The 18,844-nt window shown below is 45.0% G+C and carries 9 protein-coding genes; 7 read left to right on the top strand and 2 right to left on the bottom strand.

The genetic code is table 11. From position 1 onward, the window contains the following. The first annotated feature begins 5 nt into the window (after positions 1 to 5). From BACHE_RS00500 to lacZ4, 7 genes are all read left to right on the top strand, one after another. The gene (locus tag BACHE_RS00500; protein WP_013545767.1) at positions 6 to 1,601 is read left to right on the top strand and encodes a sulfatase-like hydrolase/transferase; all 1,596 of its coding nucleotides are present in this window, start codon (positions 6 to 8) and stop codon (positions 1,599 to 1,601) included. 117 nt (positions 1,602 to 1,718) lie between these two features. Continuing rightward, on the top strand, positions 1,719 to 5,720 hold the full coding sequence (locus tag BACHE_RS00495; RefSeq protein WP_013545766.1) for a hybrid sensor histidine kinase/response regulator transcription factor: 4,002 nt from the start codon (positions 1,719 to 1,721) through the stop codon (positions 5,718 to 5,720). A 113-nt stretch (positions 5,721 to 5,833) separates the two neighbouring features. Beyond that, the gene (locus BACHE_RS00490; RefSeq protein WP_013545765.1) at positions 5,834 to 9,052 is read left to right on the top strand and encodes a SusC/RagA family TonB-linked outer membrane protein; all 3,219 of its coding nucleotides are present in this window, start codon (positions 5,834 to 5,836) and stop codon (positions 9,050 to 9,052) included. An 11-nt stretch (positions 9,053 to 9,063) separates the two neighbouring features. Continuing rightward, on the top strand, positions 9,064 to 10,779 hold the full coding sequence (locus tag BACHE_RS00485) for a RagB/SusD family nutrient uptake outer membrane protein (RefSeq protein WP_013545764.1): 1,716 nt from the start codon (positions 9,064 to 9,066) through the stop codon (positions 10,777 to 10,779). A gap of 40 nt (positions 10,780 to 10,819) precedes the next feature. Next, entirely contained in the window at positions 10,820 to 12,760 is a 1,941-nt protein-coding gene (locus BACHE_RS00480; protein ID WP_041579078.1) for a heparinase II/III family protein, read from the top strand. Next, positions 12,757 to 14,010, top strand: coding sequence for a glycoside hydrolase family 88 protein (locus tag BACHE_RS00475; protein ID WP_013545762.1), 1,254 nt, complete (start codon positions 12,757 to 12,759; stop codon positions 14,008 to 14,010). Before BACHE_RS00480 ends, BACHE_RS00475 begins: the two co-directional genes overlap by 4 nt. 32 nt (positions 14,011 to 14,042) lie before the next feature. Beyond that, a complete protein-coding gene (gene lacZ4, locus BACHE_RS00470) occupies positions 14,043 to 16,091 on the top strand; it encodes a beta-glucuronidase LacZ4 (RefSeq protein WP_049778952.1) in 2,049 nt (682 codons plus the stop codon). Between the two features lie 137 nt (positions 16,092 to 16,228). Here lacZ4 and BACHE_RS00465 read toward each other — a convergent pair whose 3' ends face one another. Both BACHE_RS00465 and BACHE_RS00460 read right to left on the bottom strand, forming a co-directional pair. Next, positions 16,229 to 17,860, bottom strand: coding sequence for a beta-N-acetylhexosaminidase (locus tag BACHE_RS00465; protein WP_013545760.1), 1,632 nt, complete (start codon positions 17,858 to 17,860; stop codon positions 16,229 to 16,231). 66 nt (positions 17,861 to 17,926) lie between these two features. Continuing rightward, positions 17,927 to 18,796: an NAD kinase gene (locus BACHE_RS00460; RefSeq protein ID WP_013545759.1), complete on the bottom strand. Its 870-nt coding sequence runs from the start codon at positions 18,794 to 18,796 to the stop codon at positions 17,927 to 17,929. Between the last annotated feature and the right edge of the window lie 48 nt (positions 18,797 to 18,844).

Here is an 18,844-nt window from a genome sequence, read left to right as displayed (position 1 = left end):
ATAAGATGAGAAACTTACTTGGTTTTGCAATTCCTTTCGTTACAGGAGTTCTCTTTGAGAGTAATGCTTGGGCTGCTGAAGATGTGAATTTTGTTAAAGAGGAAGAGATGACCTCTCAACACTCCGATCGCCGACATCCCAACGTTATCTATATCTACGCTGATGACATGGGAATCGGCATGCTTTCGGCCTATGGCCAACGGCAGTTCACCACTCCTAACATCGACCGCTTGGTGAAGCAAGGTACAGCTTTCAGCCGCGCCTATGGCTGCATGCTTTCAGCGCCGGCACGAGCCTCGCTCCTGACGGGCTATCACGACTGTCATGGGCAGGACAAGTGGAATATTTCCGCAGGAGCAGCCTATATGCTGCCTGCGGCAGATACTGCCCGTATAGCCTCTGTGGAGGCTCGGATAGATGCATCCGATGTGTGTCTGCCGGAAGGAGATCTTTATTTGCCACAAGTTTTTCGTGCTGCAGGTTATGCTACGGCTCAGATAGGCAAATTGGAATGGGGATTCACGGCTACCCGCAACCAAATGCGCCGTCATGGATGGGATTATTATTACGGCTATCTGGATCATGCACGTTGTCACGGATTCTATCCTCCTTTTTTGTTCGATGATGGATCGATTGAGCTTATCGAGGGGAATACCCGCATCAATTGCGGCAAAAGCATCGAGCAAGAGACGGTGCAGACTTTTGCAGAACGGCGTGACCATACTGGCAAGAACGTGTATTCACAAGATATTTTTGTAGATAAGATTCTGAACTATATCCGTGCCCATAAGGAGGAACGTTTCTTCCTCTATCATCCCAGCCAGTTGCCTCACGGACCTGTGGCCATACCTTCTGTCCATCCTGAATTAGCAGCTAATCCTCACCTTACGCCTATTGAACGTGAGTATGGTTCTATGGTGAAGAAGCTGGACGAGACGGTGGGACTCATCTTGGCTGAATTAGAAGAACTGGGTATTGCAGACCGTACGATAGTGGTGTTTTCTGCCGATAATGGGCACGAATTGTATTATTCGCAGAAAGGGCGTTGTGAGAAGCCTTATCGGAATCTCGATACGGGAATGCTGTATGATGACTTGGCAGATAAGTATCGCTCGGAAACCAGTGGAGACATCTTCAACGGCAACGCAGGAATGGCCGGACTGAAGCGTAGCAACTTGGAAGGCGGTGTGCATATACCGCTTGTCTTCTACGGGCCTGGTATCATTCCGAAGGGTAAGAAGTCGGATGCATTGGTGAGCAATTATGATTTTCTACCCACAATGGCCGAATGGTTGAAGGTGTCTGTGCAGCAGAAGGACGGTGTGTCTTTCCTGCCTCAACTGCTGAAAGGAAAGCCTGGTAATAATCGGCGTTACATCATTTTTGGTTCAAATACCGGGCCGGGTATTGTGATGGGCGATGGATGGAAACTGAGGCATTATTTGTCGAAGCAGACGGTAGAGCTGTTCTATCTGCCCGATGACCCACAGGAATGGCATGATTTGAGCAAGATACATCCTGAAAAGGTGGAAGAACTGAAGAAAATCCTGCTGGAAGAATGTGGTGGTGACCTGAATCGTGGGGTGAACCGGGCAGGTTGACCGTTGCTTTAAGAGGGGGAAATTTATAGTCGCTTGATGTTAATGTGAATGTAAGTCTTTTGTTGAATAAACTTTTTTCTTATTTTTGCCTTTCATATATTAAAGAACCATAATCCTATGAAATTTATGAAATGGCTGCTCTTTTTTGTGACTCTATTCTTCATCTTGCTCCCCCTTCCATCTTCAGCCAAATTTTTCAAGAATCTGGATGAGTCCGACGGGCTTGCACAGACCTCAGTGATGGCCATCTATCAGGACAAATTGGGGAGAATGTGGTTTGGAACTCGTGAGGGCATATCTGTATATGATGGACGAAAAATGATAAATTATAAGCCTTGGGCTTATCAGGGTGTGGGGACAGGAGATATGCAGAAGTTCTGGGTAGGAAATCAGGTGAGTAATATTGTAGGCAATGAGGAGGGGGATATATTCATATCGGTAGATGATAATTTATTGAAGTATGACATTCGGTTTGATACTTTTGAATATGTTCATAAACACAATGTAGCATGCATTGCCATGGATAAAAACGACAATCTATGGTGCATTTGTGGCGATTCTCTTTTTGTATATGGTGGGCTGTCCGGTAAATTGGAGTTTCATCGGAAGATAGAGGTGACGGGCGTTTACTGCATGTTGGTGGCAAATGACATGTTTTGGTTTGGAACTGGGCATGGACTTTATCGGATGGATAAGACTGAAAAAGCAGAATGTATTCTTGCTGACGTGGATGTACGGGGATTGTTTGAAACCAGCAGTGGAGAAGTTTGGGCTGGTACGGTGGCCGATGGCGTGTTCCGAATAAGCGGAGACAAAGTGACGAAATTGCCTTATGGACAGAAGTTTCCCAATGCGATGTCAAGTAAAGATGTCAGGTGTTTTGTGGAAGACAAGCATCACAATATTTGGATGGGAACCTTTGATGGTTTACAGAAGTACGATTCTCTTACCGGAATTTTCACTCTCTATACCCAATCCTGGATGAAAGGAGGGCTGAAGCATTCATCTATTTTTTCACTTTGTCTGGATAGACAGGGCACTCTTTGGACCGGTACTTACTATGGAGGAGTCAATTATTTCTATCTTGAAAATGAGATATTCAGATACTACCCGTACAATCCGGATAGGACTGACTGTATCGCTTTCCCGTTAGTGGGGAACATGACGGAAGACTTGGAAGGAAATTTGTGGATTTGTTTGGATGGAGGTGGGCTGGCATGTCTGGACCGAAATACAAACAAGATAACTACACTCAAAGCGCGTAAAGGTGGTTTGTCGCATGATAACTTGAAGGCTGTTATTTACGATGCTTCTCATAGTAACCTTTACATAGGAACGCACAAAGGGGGATTATGCCGATATAATCTTGTTACAGGACAATTTTACAATTATTTGGAGCATCTGGGTGGGGATAGTCCTGCCGATATTATTGACTGTCTTTGTCTTTGGAAGGATTATCTGTTGGTGGGTGCACGTAATGGACTTTTTAGGATACACTTGCAGACGAATGTGATAGAACGGATTTCAACATTAAATTTCACACGAATAGCAGTGGACAATAATGATAGAATGTGGGGAGTTGTCAGCTATCGATCTTTCATGGTATTGAATTTGAAAACACTGAAAGTCGAGAATGTTGACTTTCAACATCAGAAAGGCATTCTGTTGTCTCAGGTGGTAGATGGAGTTGACAGGGTATATATTGGTTCTATAGGTGGCGGCTTGTATGTATATTATAAGGATACACGTTTGGTGGAGAACTATACGGTTGAGAAGAATCAGTTGATAAGCAATTACTGTTATAGTGTCTGTCGTGCAGACAATGGGGATCTGTTGCTGGTGAGTGACCGGGGCATTACGTTGTTCACTCCTCAGAAGCAGGCTTTCCGTTCGTTGGAATTGAAGAAAGGATTGAATCTTTCATCTATTGTAGATGGATGTGGGTCTTATGTGTGCAAGGATGGTAGAATATTTATAGGTGGTACGGATGGTCTTATTTCTTTTCAGGAAACCGACTTTGACGTATCGGATGAATCTCCTCTGTTTTATCTTTCCTCCTTGCAAGTGAATAACGAGGAGGTGCGTCCTAATGACGGTTCGGGAATACTTTCTCAGGCACTTCCCTGGGTGAGTAGCATTGAGCTGTCTCATACACAGAATAATTTGTCTGTGGGATTTGCTTCTTCCAACTATGTGGACATTTTGAGCAATTCAAGCTACGAATATATGCTCGAGGGATTAGATAAAGAATGGATAAGTACAGATCGAACAGAACTCTTTTATACCAATCTTTCGGCAGGGCGCTATGTGTTGCGAATACGAGAAATAGGCAATTCGTTACAGACACGCGTTCCACAGGAGATAACACTGTCTATCTACATTCATCCGGCTTGGTACGATACTTGGTGGGCGTATTGCCTTTTTGTGTTTATGGTGTCGGTGTTTGCTTTCTGGCTGTATAGAGTGATAAGCGTGAGGCATCGTCTGCTTGAATCACTCAATAAAGAGCGTATGGAAAAAAAATACATTGATGAGCTGAATCAGGCCAAATTGCGTTTTTTTACTAATGTAAGCCATGAATTCAGAACTCCTTTGACGCTGATTACTACGCAGGTGGATGTACTGTTGCAGAATTATTCATTGGCTCCCAGTGTTTATAATACACTTCTGAAAATAAACAAGCATACCAGACAGATGCGGAATTTGATATCAGAGTTATTGGATTTTAGAAAATTTGATCAAAGCAGCGTGAGACTGAAGTTGGGAAATACGGACATGAATGCTTTTGTGCAAGAAGTATTCCTCTCTTTTACAGACTTGGCTGCACAAAGAAATATTTTGTATCAATTTGAGGGAGAGAAAGAAACCGCAAGATGCTGGATAGACCATCGCCAATTGGAAAAAGTATTCACTAATTTGTTATCAAATGCTTTTAAGTTTACGCCTGATGGGGGAACCGTGAGTGTGACTTTGCTGCGTGAGGACGAATTGCGGTTGAAAGTGATGATATCCGATACGGGAAAAGGCATCAGCAAGGAAGACATACCTTATGTGTTCAATCGTTTTTATCAAGCAAAGAATATGCCTGAACAAGCAAACCCCGGTACGGGTATCGGACTGGCTTTAGCCAAAAATATTGTGGAATTGCATCATGGTACTATTGAGGTGCAGTCAGAGAATGGGGAAGGAAGCAAATTTGTGGTAACTTTGTTCACTGGGAAAGAATGCTTTCTGCAAGACGGAAATGTGGAGTGGATTGCAGAGAATGAGGTGGAGGCAATGATTCCGGAAACTATACCAGACGAGAGTTTTGTGAATGAGGCTACCGAACTGCTTCAATGTGTGAATAAGAAAAAACACTCTTTCCGTTTGCTGATAGTAGAGGATAATGAGGATTTACTGAAAACGCTCGGACAACTTTTTGCACCTTATTATGAGGTGACTTTGGCACATAACGGTCGGGAGGGAATGGATATGGTTTTGGAAGTGGAATATGACCTGATATTGAGTGACGTAATGATGCCAGAGATGTCGGGTGTGGAAATGTGTGCCGAGATAAAAGGAAACATCAATATGTGCCATATCCCTGTGGTGTTGCTTACGGCACTTGATTCGGTGGAACAAAGTATAGATGGACTTCGTTGCGGGGCTGATGACTATATAGCTAAGCCTTTTAACGGAAAGATGTTGCTGATGCGTTGCAATAACATCGTACGGAATAGACTGCTGATGCAGGAACGATTTGCCCAAAAGAAGGATGCTGATGTGTCATTGCTTGCTGCGACTCCGTTGGACAAGAAATTTTTGGATGCGGTAATGGAGGTGATTGAGGCTAATTTGGATAAAGAGGATTTTGATGTTCCTGCTCTCTGCCTCGCAGTAGGGATGAGCCGTACTTTGTTACAGACTAAGTTTAAGGCACTCACTGATATGTCCCCCAATGAGTTTATCATCAATCATAAGATAAAGATAGCGGCTACGCTGCTTGTCAGTCAGCCCGACTTGACGATTGCTGACATTTCGGACAGATTGGGCTTCAGCTCACCGCGTTATTTTAGCAAGACTTTTAAAGCACGGATGAATATAGCGCCTCAGGAATACCGTAAGAATCCCCTATGAATTAGGTTGAAATGTCTAAAATGACCCATTTATTGTTGGTTTTGGTCACATGAAAGAAGCCCAACTTCTTAATTTTGCTGCCATAAAGGTAACTTTTAAAATGATTAATACTTATGGAAAAAAAGCAAATTACTTCTGGTCTATCATGGAAGATACTCGCAGGAACGGCGTTTATGCTTGTGTCTGTGTGTATGGTATCGGCAAGTCCGGTGAAAAAACAAGTATTGAATTCGGGATCGGATTTGATTGTAATGTCACCACAGCAAGCTATGGTCACGGTTAGTGGAAAAATTGAAGACCAAAGCGGTCCTATTGTCGGAGCAAGCGTAGTGGAGAAAGGTACTACGAATGGCGTTATTTCTGATATTGATGGTAATTTTAAACTGACCGTTTCTCCTAAGTCAGTTTTGGTCATCTCCTTTGTGGGGTACATTGAGCAACAAATTACGGTAGGAGCACAACGTACTTTCAACATTATGCTGAAAGAAGACTCCAAGCAATTGGAAGAAGTGGTGGTAGTGGGTTATGGTACGCAGAAGAAAGTTAATCTTTCCGGTTCAGTCTCTACCATCAATGTAAGTGAACTGGCAGAAAGCCGCCCTGTCAACAATGTCTCTCAGGCACTTGCCGGCATGGCAGCCGGTGTGACTGTCACTTCGTCAAGCAATCAGCCGGGAAACGATAACGCAGATATCAAAGTGCGTGGGCAAGGTACTCTGAATTCTTCATCGCCTCTTATTATTATAGATGGTGTGGAAGCTGGCATCAATACTGTATTACCTCAGGACATTGAAACCATGACTGTATTGAAAGACGCATCCTCGGCGGCAATTTACGGTTCCCGTGCTGCTAACGGTGTCATACTGATTACTACCAAGCAAGGTAAGGCGGGCAAGCTGAAGCTGGAGTATAACGGATATGTATCATTTGCATCTATTCGCAAGACCTTGACTCCGGTTTCGAATTATGCCGATTATATGGAATTGGTCAACGAAGGTTATGCTAATAGTAATCTGTCCACAGTATTTTCACAGGCAAGCATAGATACTTGGCGGAAAGATGCAGGTAAGAATCCTCTGCTTTATCCGAATACGGATTGGATTGATGCGACTTTCAGTACTTCTACGGCAACTAACCACGTGGTTTCAATGAGTGGGGGTAGTGATAAGTTTCATTTTTACAGTTCTTTTGGTTACAGCAATACTCCTGGTGTTATGGCTAATGCCGGATATACTAAATATAGTGGCCGATTAAATATGGATGCGGATGTCAAGTCGTGGTTGAATCTGGGCATACAGGTGAACGGATATTTGTCTGACATGGAGCCGGGGGCTCGTTATGCCAGTTCGGGAACAGTGATAGACGATGTGTTCACTTATGCCAGTGCTACTACTCCATGTATGGTATTTCAAGCTCCTGACGGACGTTTTGGCGGCATACAGAATCCGGAAGATGATGCACAAACCAATGGCAATAACCCTTTGAAGCGTGCATACGGAGTTACAGGAAATATTCGTAAGAATAATTTGCGTGCCCGTTTTTTTGGTACATTGAAGCCATTGAAAGGGCTGTCTGTAACGGCATCCTATTCATACGAACTTTTGGATGAAGAACGCACCAGAAAACCGAATTATTTGGATTCATGGAATTTTTTGACGGAAACATCTATTTCATCTACCGGAAAGACTTATATTTATAATTATGACGGTAAAGTTGAGAGATATTTCAATGATGTTGTTCTGCGTTACGAAAACAAATTCTTTGGTGATAAACTGAATTTCAATTTCATGGCAGGCGCTAGTCAGGAATTATACCGTTCCAAGAGCTTTGCCACTACCAAGTATGATTTGGTGGATATTAGTCTGGGGGTTATCAACGGTGCTACGGGAGATGCATCTTCTTCAGGTAGTTTGGCCGAATGGGCCATGCACTCTTACTTTGGCCGTGTCAACCTGAGTTGGGCTGATAAATACTTGGCAGAATTTAATCTTAGGGCAGATGGTTCTTCTCGTTTCGTTTCGGGCAAACGTTGGGGATATTTCCCTTCAGGTTCGGTTGCTTGGCGCATAGATCAGGAAGCTTTTATGGAAAGCCTGGTTGACAAAGGATTGAGCAGCTTGAAGTTGCGCGCGTCTTATGGCTCTTTGGGCAATAACTCTGTGGGTAACTATGATGCTTTGGCTCTCTATTCTAATAAAGATGCCAATGGTAATATTTTGAGTTATGTCCTTAATAATGGCTTGGCAACGGGGTTGGCCCAAGCTGCCATTGCCAATTCCAGCCTTACTTGGGAGACGACAAAGGTGGCGGATATCGGTCTTGATTTCGGCTTTCTGAACAACCGTCTGACAGGTACGGTGGATTATTTTAATAAACGTACTACGGGAATTTTGATCAGTCTGCCTGCACCTTCGGTTCATGGCATAACTTCCATACCTAAGATGAATAGTGCTACGGTGACCAATCAAGGTGTGGAAGTAACTTTAGGATGGCAAGATAAAGTAAAAGGTTTCAGCTATGGCATTAATGCTAACTTTACTTATGTGAAGAATATCGTAAACAAGTTTAAGGGACGAGATGAAGGTGGACAGTCTTTGAGTGGGGCTAACCTGATATGGGAAGGTCATGCCATTAATTCACAATACCTGTTGAGAGTTGACCGTATTCTTCAGACAGATGAAGATATGGCACTGGTTCAGCAAATGATAGATAATGCACCTATGGATGAGGCTACCGGAAAGAGGGTGAATCCATTTGCGGCATTCGGTACTCCGCAAAAAGGTGATTTGCTTTACAAAGATGTGAACGGTGATGGTGTGGTCAACAATCTGGATAAAGAGATTGTAAGCGATGGTCCTAATCCCAAGTACCTGTTTGGTCTTAGTCTGAATGCAGCTTGGAAAGGGATTGACTTCTCCATGTTGTTGCAAGGGTCGCTGGGGGCTAAGGTTTATTGGCAATCTACTGCATACAATACTCCCACTGTCCGCTATGGCTATCAGATAAATAAAGAGGTGGCTGACGGCCGTTGGTACGAAGGACGTACGGATGCCACCTACCCGCGTCTGCTGCAATACTCGGATGTGCGTAACCAGCAATTGAGTGATTTCTATCTTCAGAACAAGAATTTCCTGAAGATTCGTAATATTCAGGTAGGATATACACTTCCTCAATCATGGACGAATGCTTGTGCCATTGAGAAGGTTCGTGTTTATGCCAGTTTGGAGAATTTTTTCACCTTCACTTCCTACAAAGGCTTCGATCCCGAAGTCAGTGGCTTGAATTACCCTACCATGAAGCAGGCAGTTGTTGGTCTTAATGTAACTTTTTAATTGATAATGCTATGAAATTTAACAAGATATATACAGTATTTGCAGCATGCCTATTCCTTTTCAGTGGCTGCTATGATTTAGAGAGATTCCCGGCTGACCAATTGAGTTCCGGAACGTTTTTCAAGACTCAGTCGCATGCCGATCAGGCTATGATGGCTGTTTACAGTACCATGCAATATGACCACGTGTTTGGCCTCCAGTTTGCTATGGATGGTTTGGGTGGTCTTGCCATGGGTTATGATAATCCTTCCTACCAAACTTTTCAAAGAGGTGTTTATGATGTAACTAACAGTTGGATTCTTAATAAATGGACGTATTTGTATGAAGGTGTTTCGCGTGCCAATATTGTTCTTCAGAATATAGACAATTGTGATATGGCTGCTGAATTGAAAATGCAATATAAGGGAGAGGCCCGCTTTATGAGGGGATTGTATTATTTCACCTTGATGGATTTTTTTGGCGGTGTGCCCATCTATGACGAAAGCTTCGTTGTGGCCGACGGATTCAGCGAGATGAAAGAACCAAGAGCAGATATAGCCAGGGTCCGTGCATTTGTTATAGCAGATTTGGATGCTGCCATTGCTTCTCTTCCAGCCAAGTGGGATGATGTTAATTACGGGCGTGCTACTTCTGGGGCTGCGACGGCGTTGAAGGGTAAGGTGCTTCTTTATAATAAACAGTACAGTGAAGCTGCCGCTTGCTTTGAAACAATAAAGAATAGCGGACAATATGCACTTTATAATAATTATCCTGACCTTTTCAAGCCGGCGGGTGATTCAAGCTCCGAAATGATTTTCGCCATTCAGAATATGGGTGGTGTAGGTACTGATTTGGGGATGCCAATGACATTTTATATGGGAACTCGTGCTTCCTTCGGTAGTTGCTGGAATAATGTGATGGCTTCAAATGACTTGGTGGACAGTTATGAATGGAAAGATGGCCGACCATTCGACTGGGAAGAAGTGAAGCCGGGATTCACTACCAGTGATATTGTGAAAGATGCTACCTTCCGGGCTACCATGAATGCTGCAAAGACTCAGGTTACTGCATATCCGGCTGATAAGGATAAGTTGCTGGCTATGTATGCCGAACGTGATCCGCGTATGAGTTATAGCATCATTTTGCCCTACACGCAATATAAAGGCTGGTATGCCAATGCGCCTCATGATTGTGAATATGTTGTTGTAAAGGGAGGTGTGACGGATGGGCATCATTACATTCGTGTCAATGGTAATCGCGAATGTTATCTTTGGCGGAAGTTTGTTGCTGAATATGATATGGATGGTGCTATTAATAATCGTGCCGATACACCTATCAATTTTCCGTTGATTCGTTATGCTGATGTTTTGTTAATGCTTGCCGAATGCTACAATGAAATGGATAGGCAGACTGATGCCGTATCGCTCGTCAATGAAGTCCGTGCTCGTCCATCGGTAGAGATGCCTGCTCTTAATAGTGGTCCTGACTATCTGAAAGCTACTACTAAGGCTGAAGTTTTTGAACGTATCAGGCACGAACGTGCTGTAGAGCTTGCGGCCGAAGGGCATAGTTTCAGCGATATGCGTCGTTGGGGCCTGCTTGAAACACTGAATGGACGTGCTGAGAAGTATTTCACAGGGAATACATTTTATACTCGTAGTGTCTCGGCACGCGATTATTTATGGCCCATTCCTTCTACGGAAATTGATAAGAATCCTTTGTTAAAGCAAAATCCGGGATGGGAATGATGTAGTCAGTTTTAATAAAACCCAATGAAATAGTATAGATATGAATAAACGAATGATTACTCTGCTTTGCTTGTTAATGGCTATTGCGCTGCAAGTGAATGCTTATGAAGAGCGTGACTTGCTACAAAAGAGCGCAGATTTGGCGAGAATCAAGTCTTCTTTGATTCTGAATCAAAAATGGGTTCCCTATCCTGCTTATACTGACCGTGAGGGATGGAACAGTTTTGTCGGTGAATATAAAAACCTGATTATCAGCCAGGGGGAAAAGTACCTGAACTTTGATTGGAAAGTGGTGAAGGCTACCGATTATCTGGAATTCAAGAGAACGGGTAGCCGTAAAGTCATGGAGAATCCTTTGGACGCTAATAATACGGCACTCGGTGCTTTGGTAGTGGCCGAACTGGCAGAAGGCAAGGGGCGCTTTGTTGATGAAATTATAAACGGTGTGCTCCAAGCTTGTGAGATGACTACTTGGGCACTTTCTGCCCACCTTGTGTCAGCGCAGCACTGCAAGACACCATTTCCTGACTACCGTGAAGATGTGTTGGATCTGACGCAGGGAAATATGGCACAGATGTTGGCATGGACATATTATTTTCTTCACGAAGCCTTTGACAAAGTGGAGCCGATGGTTTCCATCCGGCTCCGTCATGAATTGCAGAAGCGTGAATTGGAACCTTATATGAATCGCAGTGATTTTTGGTGGATGGCTTTCGATTACAAACCGGGCATGATGGTTAACAATTGGAATCCTTGGTGCAATTTCAACGCACTGACTTGTTTCCTTTTGTTGGAGAATGATCCCGATAAACTGGCTCAGGCTGTACAGCGCACTATGATGTCGGTAGATAAATTCATTAATTACGTGAAGGCTGACGGTGGATGTGAGGAAGGACCATCTTATTGGGGGCATGCAGCCGGAAAGCTCTATGATTATCTGCAAATGCTGTATATGGGCACAGGAGGAAAAATCTCTATTTTTGACAATCCGCAGGTGAAGTATATGGGTGAATATATTGTACGTTCTTATGTTGGCAATGGATGGGTGGTTAATTTTGCTGATGCATCAGCTCGTGGCGGAGGTGATATCGCAGAGATATATCGTTACGGTATAGCTGTAAACAGTGAATTGATGAAAGGATTTGCCGCTTGGATGAATCGGGAAAAGCCCTGCATGCCTGCTGTTAATTGGCTGGATATGTACCGTGGCCTGGAGACACTGCGTTTTATGCCACAGTTAAAGGCCGAAACTGCTGTTTTCAGCATGCCTGCCTATACGTGGTATCCACAGACTGAGTTCTGCTATCTAAGCAATAAGAATAATCTGTTTTTGGCAGTTAAAGGCGGCTACAACAATGAAAGTCATAATCATAATGATGTGGGTACTTTCTCCTTATATTCCAATACTGTCCCCATGCTGATTGATGCAGGTGTAGGTACTTATACGCGCCAGACTTTTAGTAATGAGAGGTACAGTATCTGGACCATGCAGAGCAACTACCACAACCTGCCTATGATAAACGGTATTCCTCAGGCATTCGGAAGTCGTTTCCGGGCAACGGAAGTAAAAGCTGATCCTAAACGTCAAAGTTTCTCGTTGAACATTGCTACCGCTTATCCCGAAGATGCTATGGTGGAGAGATGGATTCGCTCTTATCGGCTTACTAAGAACGGACTTGATATTAGCGATGATTTTAAATTGAAAGCTGCTATAGCCCCTAATCAAATAAACTTTCTTACTTGGGGGAAAGTGGATGTGTCCAGGCCGGGAGTCGTAATCGTAGAGGTGGGAAATGAAAAAGCGGTTCTTACTTATGACAATGCTGCGTTTACCGTTGCTGTAGAAACTATCAGACTTTTCGACAAAAGATTGTCTGATGTATGGGGAGATGAAATCTATCGCATTTCGCTGAATGCACAAAAACAGATATTGGTTGGCACATATAATTATAAAATAAAAATTAAATCCTTAAAACAATGAAGAAAACCTTGCTTCGCCTCCGGTGGCTGGTACTGCTGCTATGTTATTGTTCTGTCAGTTCTTCTGCACAATCTTGGTTTGTGCAGAAAAATGTGCTTCATGCACGGCAACAGTTGAATCTTTTTCTGGAGCAGATACCGGCCGGGGGGACGGTGTGCCCGAATCCTGTACATATCAAAACGGACGGAAGTACTATGTTCTGTTCCTACCGCGATTGGCGTAGTGGATTCTTTCCCGGTACTTTATGGTTGGCGTATGAGATGAGTGCCGAAGCTGACTTGTTGGAGTGGGCTCGAAGATATACTGAGTCTGTTCGGCCGGCCGAACAGATAACAGATAATCATGACATAGGTTTCATTGTGATGTGCAGCTTCGGCAATGGCCTCCGATTGACCGGTGACAGTACATATGCCCGTACTATTATCACGGCAGCACGTTCGCTGTCCACTCGTTTCCGTCCGGCGGCAGGTATTATCCAAAGTTGGGATGTGTCATCCGGGTGGATGAGCAAGCGTGGCTGGAATTGTCCGGTTATTATAGATAATATGATGAATCTGGAACTTTTGTTTAAGGCTACCGAACTGTCGGGTGATTCTGCTTATTACAAATTGGCGGTGAAGCATGCTGATCGTACTTTGAAAGAACATTTCAGGAAGGACGGAAGTTGTTATCACGTGGTGGATTATGACTGTCGGACAGGACGGGTACGTAGCCGAGTCACGGCACAGGGGTATGCTGACGAATCAGTATGGTCGCGCGGACAGGCATGGGCTATTTATGGTTATACGGTCTGTTATCGTGAAACGGGAGATATGCGTTATCTGAATCAGGCATTGAAAACTTTTCGCTTTATGAAAAACCATCCTGCCATGCCTGCCGATGCAGTGCCTTATTGGGATTTGTCAGTCCCTGATATTAGTAAGGAACCGCGTGATGCTTCAGCAGCGGCCTGCATGGCTGCGGCACTTTATGAGCTGGGAACGATGAGGATCAAAGAAAGTGAGGAATGCAGGGAGTATGCAGATAGAATCATGCAGTCTTTGTCCTCGCCTGCTTATCGGGCGGGATTGGGACAGAATAATTTCTTCTTGCTGAGGCATTCCGTAGGGAGCATTCCGCACCATGCCGAGGTGGATGTACCTCTCAATTACGCTGATTATTATTATATGGAGGCTTTGAAGAGAAAGTCTGTTCTTGAAGAAATGGAATGTGGGGTGGAAAGGAAAAATCACGGGGTACATTTGAGATGAGTGCTGGTGAAAGATTAGATAATGACAATAATATGAGTTTAAAAAAGATCGCTTTATGGAGTGCTTTGCTCTTTGCCTCCTTTGGGAGTATTGTGGCACAACGCACGGATCGGCTTGTTAACGATGGTTGGCAGTTCCGTTTTTCGCATCAGGTACAGAAGAACTCGGCCCAACGGGTAGATTTGCCGCATACTTGGAACGCGCAGGATGCGCTGAGTGGGAAGATGGACTATACAAGAGGAATAGGAAACTACACCAGACGCCTTTTTGTGGACAGGCGGAGTGAAGGTCGCCGTCTCTTTCTCCGCTTTGAAGGAGCCAATAGCATTTGTAATGTCTTCATCAACGGCAAGCATTTGGGCGAACATAGAGGCGGATACGGAGCCTTTATCTTCGAAATAACAGATGCGGTGAAGTATGGTGCAGACAACGAACTGCTGGTACGTGTCAACAATGCCGAACAGCTTGATGTGATGCCGTTGGTGGGAGACTTTAACTTCTACGGGGGACTTTATCGGGATGTACATTTGCTTTCCACCGACCGTCTTTGCATTTCTCCGTTGGATTATGCTTCTCCCGGTGTCTATTTAGTGCAACGCAAAGTAACGGACGAGAAGGCGGAGGTGCGGACACGCATATTGCTGAGTAATGGTGACGAACAGGATCGACAGACTATGATCCGGCTGGAAGTGATGGATGGAGAAAAGGTGGTGGTATGCAAGGAGAAGAATATTCATGTGAAAGCCCGCACACCTCAATCCGAACAGGAGATTGACTTCGATATTCCGTCACCGAGGCTGTGGAATGGTACGCAAGATCCGTTTATGTACCGGGTTGTAGTAAGTTTATGGAATGACGGCACGGAGATAGATCGTGTAGAGCAACCATTGGGGCTTCGTTACTACCATACAGATGCCGACAAGGGCTTTTTCTTGAATGGCAAGCATCTGTCGCTTCATGGCGTGTGCCGTCATCAGGAACACAGTGGGGTGGGCAATGCCTTGAGGCCGGAACACCATGAGGAAGATACGCGGTTGATGTTGGAGATGGGGGTAAATGCTGTCCGGTTGGCACATTATCCGCAGGCCATGTATATGTACGATTTGATGGATAGACATGGCATTGTGACATGGGCCGAGATTCCCTTTGTGGGACCGGGCGGCTATGCTGATAAAGGGTTCGTCGATCAATCGTCTTTTAAGGAGAATGGCCGGGAGCAGCTTCGAGAAATGATTCGCCAGCACTTTAACCATCCGTCCATCTGCTTCTGGGGATTGTTCAATGAACTGAAGGAATGGGGAGATAATCCAGTGGAATATGTCAAAGAACTGAACCGGTTGGCTCATCAAGAAGATGCTACGCGGCCTACTGTCGGTGCGAGCAATCAAGGAGGTGACCTTAACTTTATCACCGATAATATTGCCTGGAATCGCTATGACGGATGGTATGGCTCCACCCCTGCCACGCTGGCTGCCTTCCTTGATGAAACTCATCGGGCATATCCGCAGACGAAGATTGCTGTCAGTGAGTATGGAGCAGGCGCCAGTATCTATCATCAGCAGGACACTTTGGTGCAGACAGTGCCGGGCAGTTGGTGGCATCCGGAAAATTGGCAAACGTATTACCATATTGAGAATTGGAAGATTCTTGGTCAGCGCCCGTTTGTATGGGGCACTTTCGTGTGGAACATGTTCGATTTTGGTGCTGCCCATCGCACCGAGGGCGACCGTCCGGGAATCAATGACAAAGGACTGGTGACACACGACCGTAAGGTAAGGAAAGATGCTTTCTTCTTTTATAAGGCCAATTGGAATGCTGAACCGATGCTGCACTTGGCTGGAAAAAGGGTGACGGAGCGTACTCGTGAACAAGCGGATGTCATGGCTTTCTCTAATCTTGATAAGGTGACTTTGTTGCTCAACGGAAAGGTGATAGCCCGGCAGAAACCCGATGCTCTGAAGATAGTGACCTTTAAAGGTATAAAATTGGCAAAGGGAGAAAACCGGATAGAAGTCATCGGCAAGCGGGGGAAGACTGAATTCAGGGATAGTGCCATTTGGAGGTTTGCACCGGGATTTTGAAGTTCAGGTGGGCTTTCCTTTATTCTGAGATAAGTTTCCAATATGAGTGAAGCCAGTTCTATATACGATGGAACTGGCTTCATTTGTATTGGAAAGTGAGTTCCACCTTGATGAAAAAAGGTGGAACTATTAATGCGTTATCTATTAAATACTTCGAACGGAACACGTATGGATACTCCTCGTCTCATCATGTCAGACAGGTTGGGCAGCATTCTGCTTTTAAAAGACTCCCAATCGTTGCCGGGACTTTGACACCATCCGGCTTCGGCCAAGGCCAGTCCTCTGGGGTAGGTCATGTAGGTGGCACGATGTATATCGTTGATAGCTTCGCCCCAAAGGGTTCCCATCACCCCGATAATCTGTTGGCGTTTCTCAGGCTCCAGCTTGTAGGTAGGGTCAAATTCAAAAGTCTTCTGCAGGGTTGTTGTGGGCATGCCCCAATTGTTGAATTCCGGAAAGTCGTTCTTATACTGCGGGTAGTCCAAGTAAGCATATTCACCGGGGGCAAGAATCAGCGCATTGCCCGCTTTCCGGGTCAGCTCTATGCACTTGGGCGTAAGGGCATTTCGCCAGGTGACGAGTGTTACATCCTGCGGATAGTCGAAAAGATAGGTGTTGGCGGGCATATAGATGTTATCCAGTTCGCACCAAAGGATGGTGTGCAGACCGTACTTCTTGGTGGAAGCCAGCACTTTGCCGAAGAAGATGTTCATCAGTTGGTCGGCTTTGGTATAGCCATGCTCCTTCATCAGTCGCAGGTGTTCGGGGCTCTTTGCCCAATTGCTTGCTATGGCCGATTCGTCTCCTCCGAGGTGGATTTTCTTGGACGGGAAGATTGTGGAAATTTCGCGGATGATGTCGTCAAGAACTTCATATACTTTGGGATTGGCGGCAGACAACATGAGGTTGAAGGTTTTCCCGAATTCAAAGATCGTGTCTTGGTGGATGTCGCAATGCAGTTCGGGATAGGCCATAAGGAGGGCGGCTGTATGGCCGGGGATGTCTATTTCGGGGATGATTTCCACATTCAGATTAGCGGCATAGCGGACAAGCTCTTTCAGTTGTTCCTGAGTATAGAAACCATTGTCAGGGCTTCCCTCACCACCTTTGGAGGTAGGATATGCGCCGACTTCAGTCAGCTTCGGATGGCTCTTTATTTCGATGCGCCAGCCTTGGTCATCGCTGAGGTGGAGCTGGAGAACGTTGTACTTGTAGCGGGCCATCTGTCGGATGTAATGCTTCACGTCATCAATTGGCAGGAAGTGGCGGGCTGGATCGAGCATTAGCGCACGGTATGGATAGACAGGTTGGTCTTCGATGTAGAGAGACTGAATCTTGCTGTTTTTAGTGTTCACTACATCGCCCAGGAGCACTTGATCCAGTGTATAGATACCGTAGAGTATGCCTGCTGGCGTTTTCCCTTTTACGGTGATGCCCTGTGGAGCGATGGTCAGGCGGTATTGCTCGTCACTGTTGATTCGGTTGTCAAGTATCAGCTTGATTTTTCCATTCTTTCCGTACTGCGGTTCATAGCCGAAGCGTTGCCGGAAGATGTGCTGCAACTCTGTGACCGCAAACTGCAGTTCACCGGAGTTGGTGGTGACTTGTTCGCTCGTGGATAAGGAAAAAAATCCTTTTCGTTGCTCTATGTGATTGGGCAGGGGGAGCAGTGCCGACAGATTGTCTTGTGCGGCAACGTTCGGTGCAATGACTAAGGCAAGGAAACAAAGGATGTTTCTGACGTTCTTTCTGAAGAAGTTCTTTTTCATAAGAGTTTGAAAATGGTATTTGTAAGGTTGATAAATGCAAAATGAGAGATTGTGCTGGCATTGTTCTTATCTGACATCTACTCCCCACATCATCTTGTTGCGGAGTGTATCAAAAAAGACATGATCAAATCTTTTGATTACTTTTATACTGTAGTCTGCACGAGATATATGCAGGCGGGTGGTTTCTCTGCACGATTCGCTCCTTCCGTCAATGGCGACCAGAAAACTGTGGCTGCGGCTTTCTACGTCAAGAGTGATTTCCCAGTCATCGCAGATGACAATAGGGCGCACATTGAGACTGTGCGGGGCAACGGGGGTAATGGCAATCGTCTTGCTGTGCGGAACGATAACCGGACCACCCACGCTGAGCGAATAAGCGGTGGAGCCGGTAGGTGTGGCAATCACCAGGCCGTCGGCTTGATAAGTGGTGAGTGGCGCACCGTTGATGGCGGTATGAATGCTGATCATCGAAGAACTGTCCCGTTTCAGCACTGCTATTTCATTGAGTGCATAAGGGGACTTCATCAGTTTCTCGTCATCGCATCTCAGTTGCAGCACGCTCCGTTCCTCTACTTTATAATGATTGTTATAAATTTCGTCGAATGTTTCTTCCATCTCTTCCGGTGAAATGTCTGCCAAAAAACCTAAACGGCCGGTGTTAATACCTAAAATGGGAATGTTCTTTTTCCCTACACGACTGGCTGCCTTCAGAAAAGTACCGTCACCTCCGATGCTGATGACCATGTCGGCGCAAAAGTTATCTCCGTCAAATAATTCGGCAGCAGGAATATTGAGGTGTAAATCGTTGGTAAGAAAGTGATGAAACTCCCTGCAGATGCAGAGTTGCGCATTATGCAACTCAAGTAGTCGGAAGAGGTTTTCTGCATGAGAAGATTTTTTAGCCTGATAAGTATTTCCAAATATGGCAAATTTCATAGTCAATTCTGTTGTTATGCTGTGCAAAGATGCTATTTTTTTCTCGGA

Source organism: Bacteroides helcogenes P 36-108 (assembly GCF_000186225.1).
GTDB classification, from domain to species: domain Bacteria; phylum Bacteroidota; class Bacteroidia; order Bacteroidales; family Bacteroidaceae; genus Bacteroides; species Bacteroides helcogenes.
This window is presented reverse-complemented; position numbering and strand designations above follow the sequence as displayed.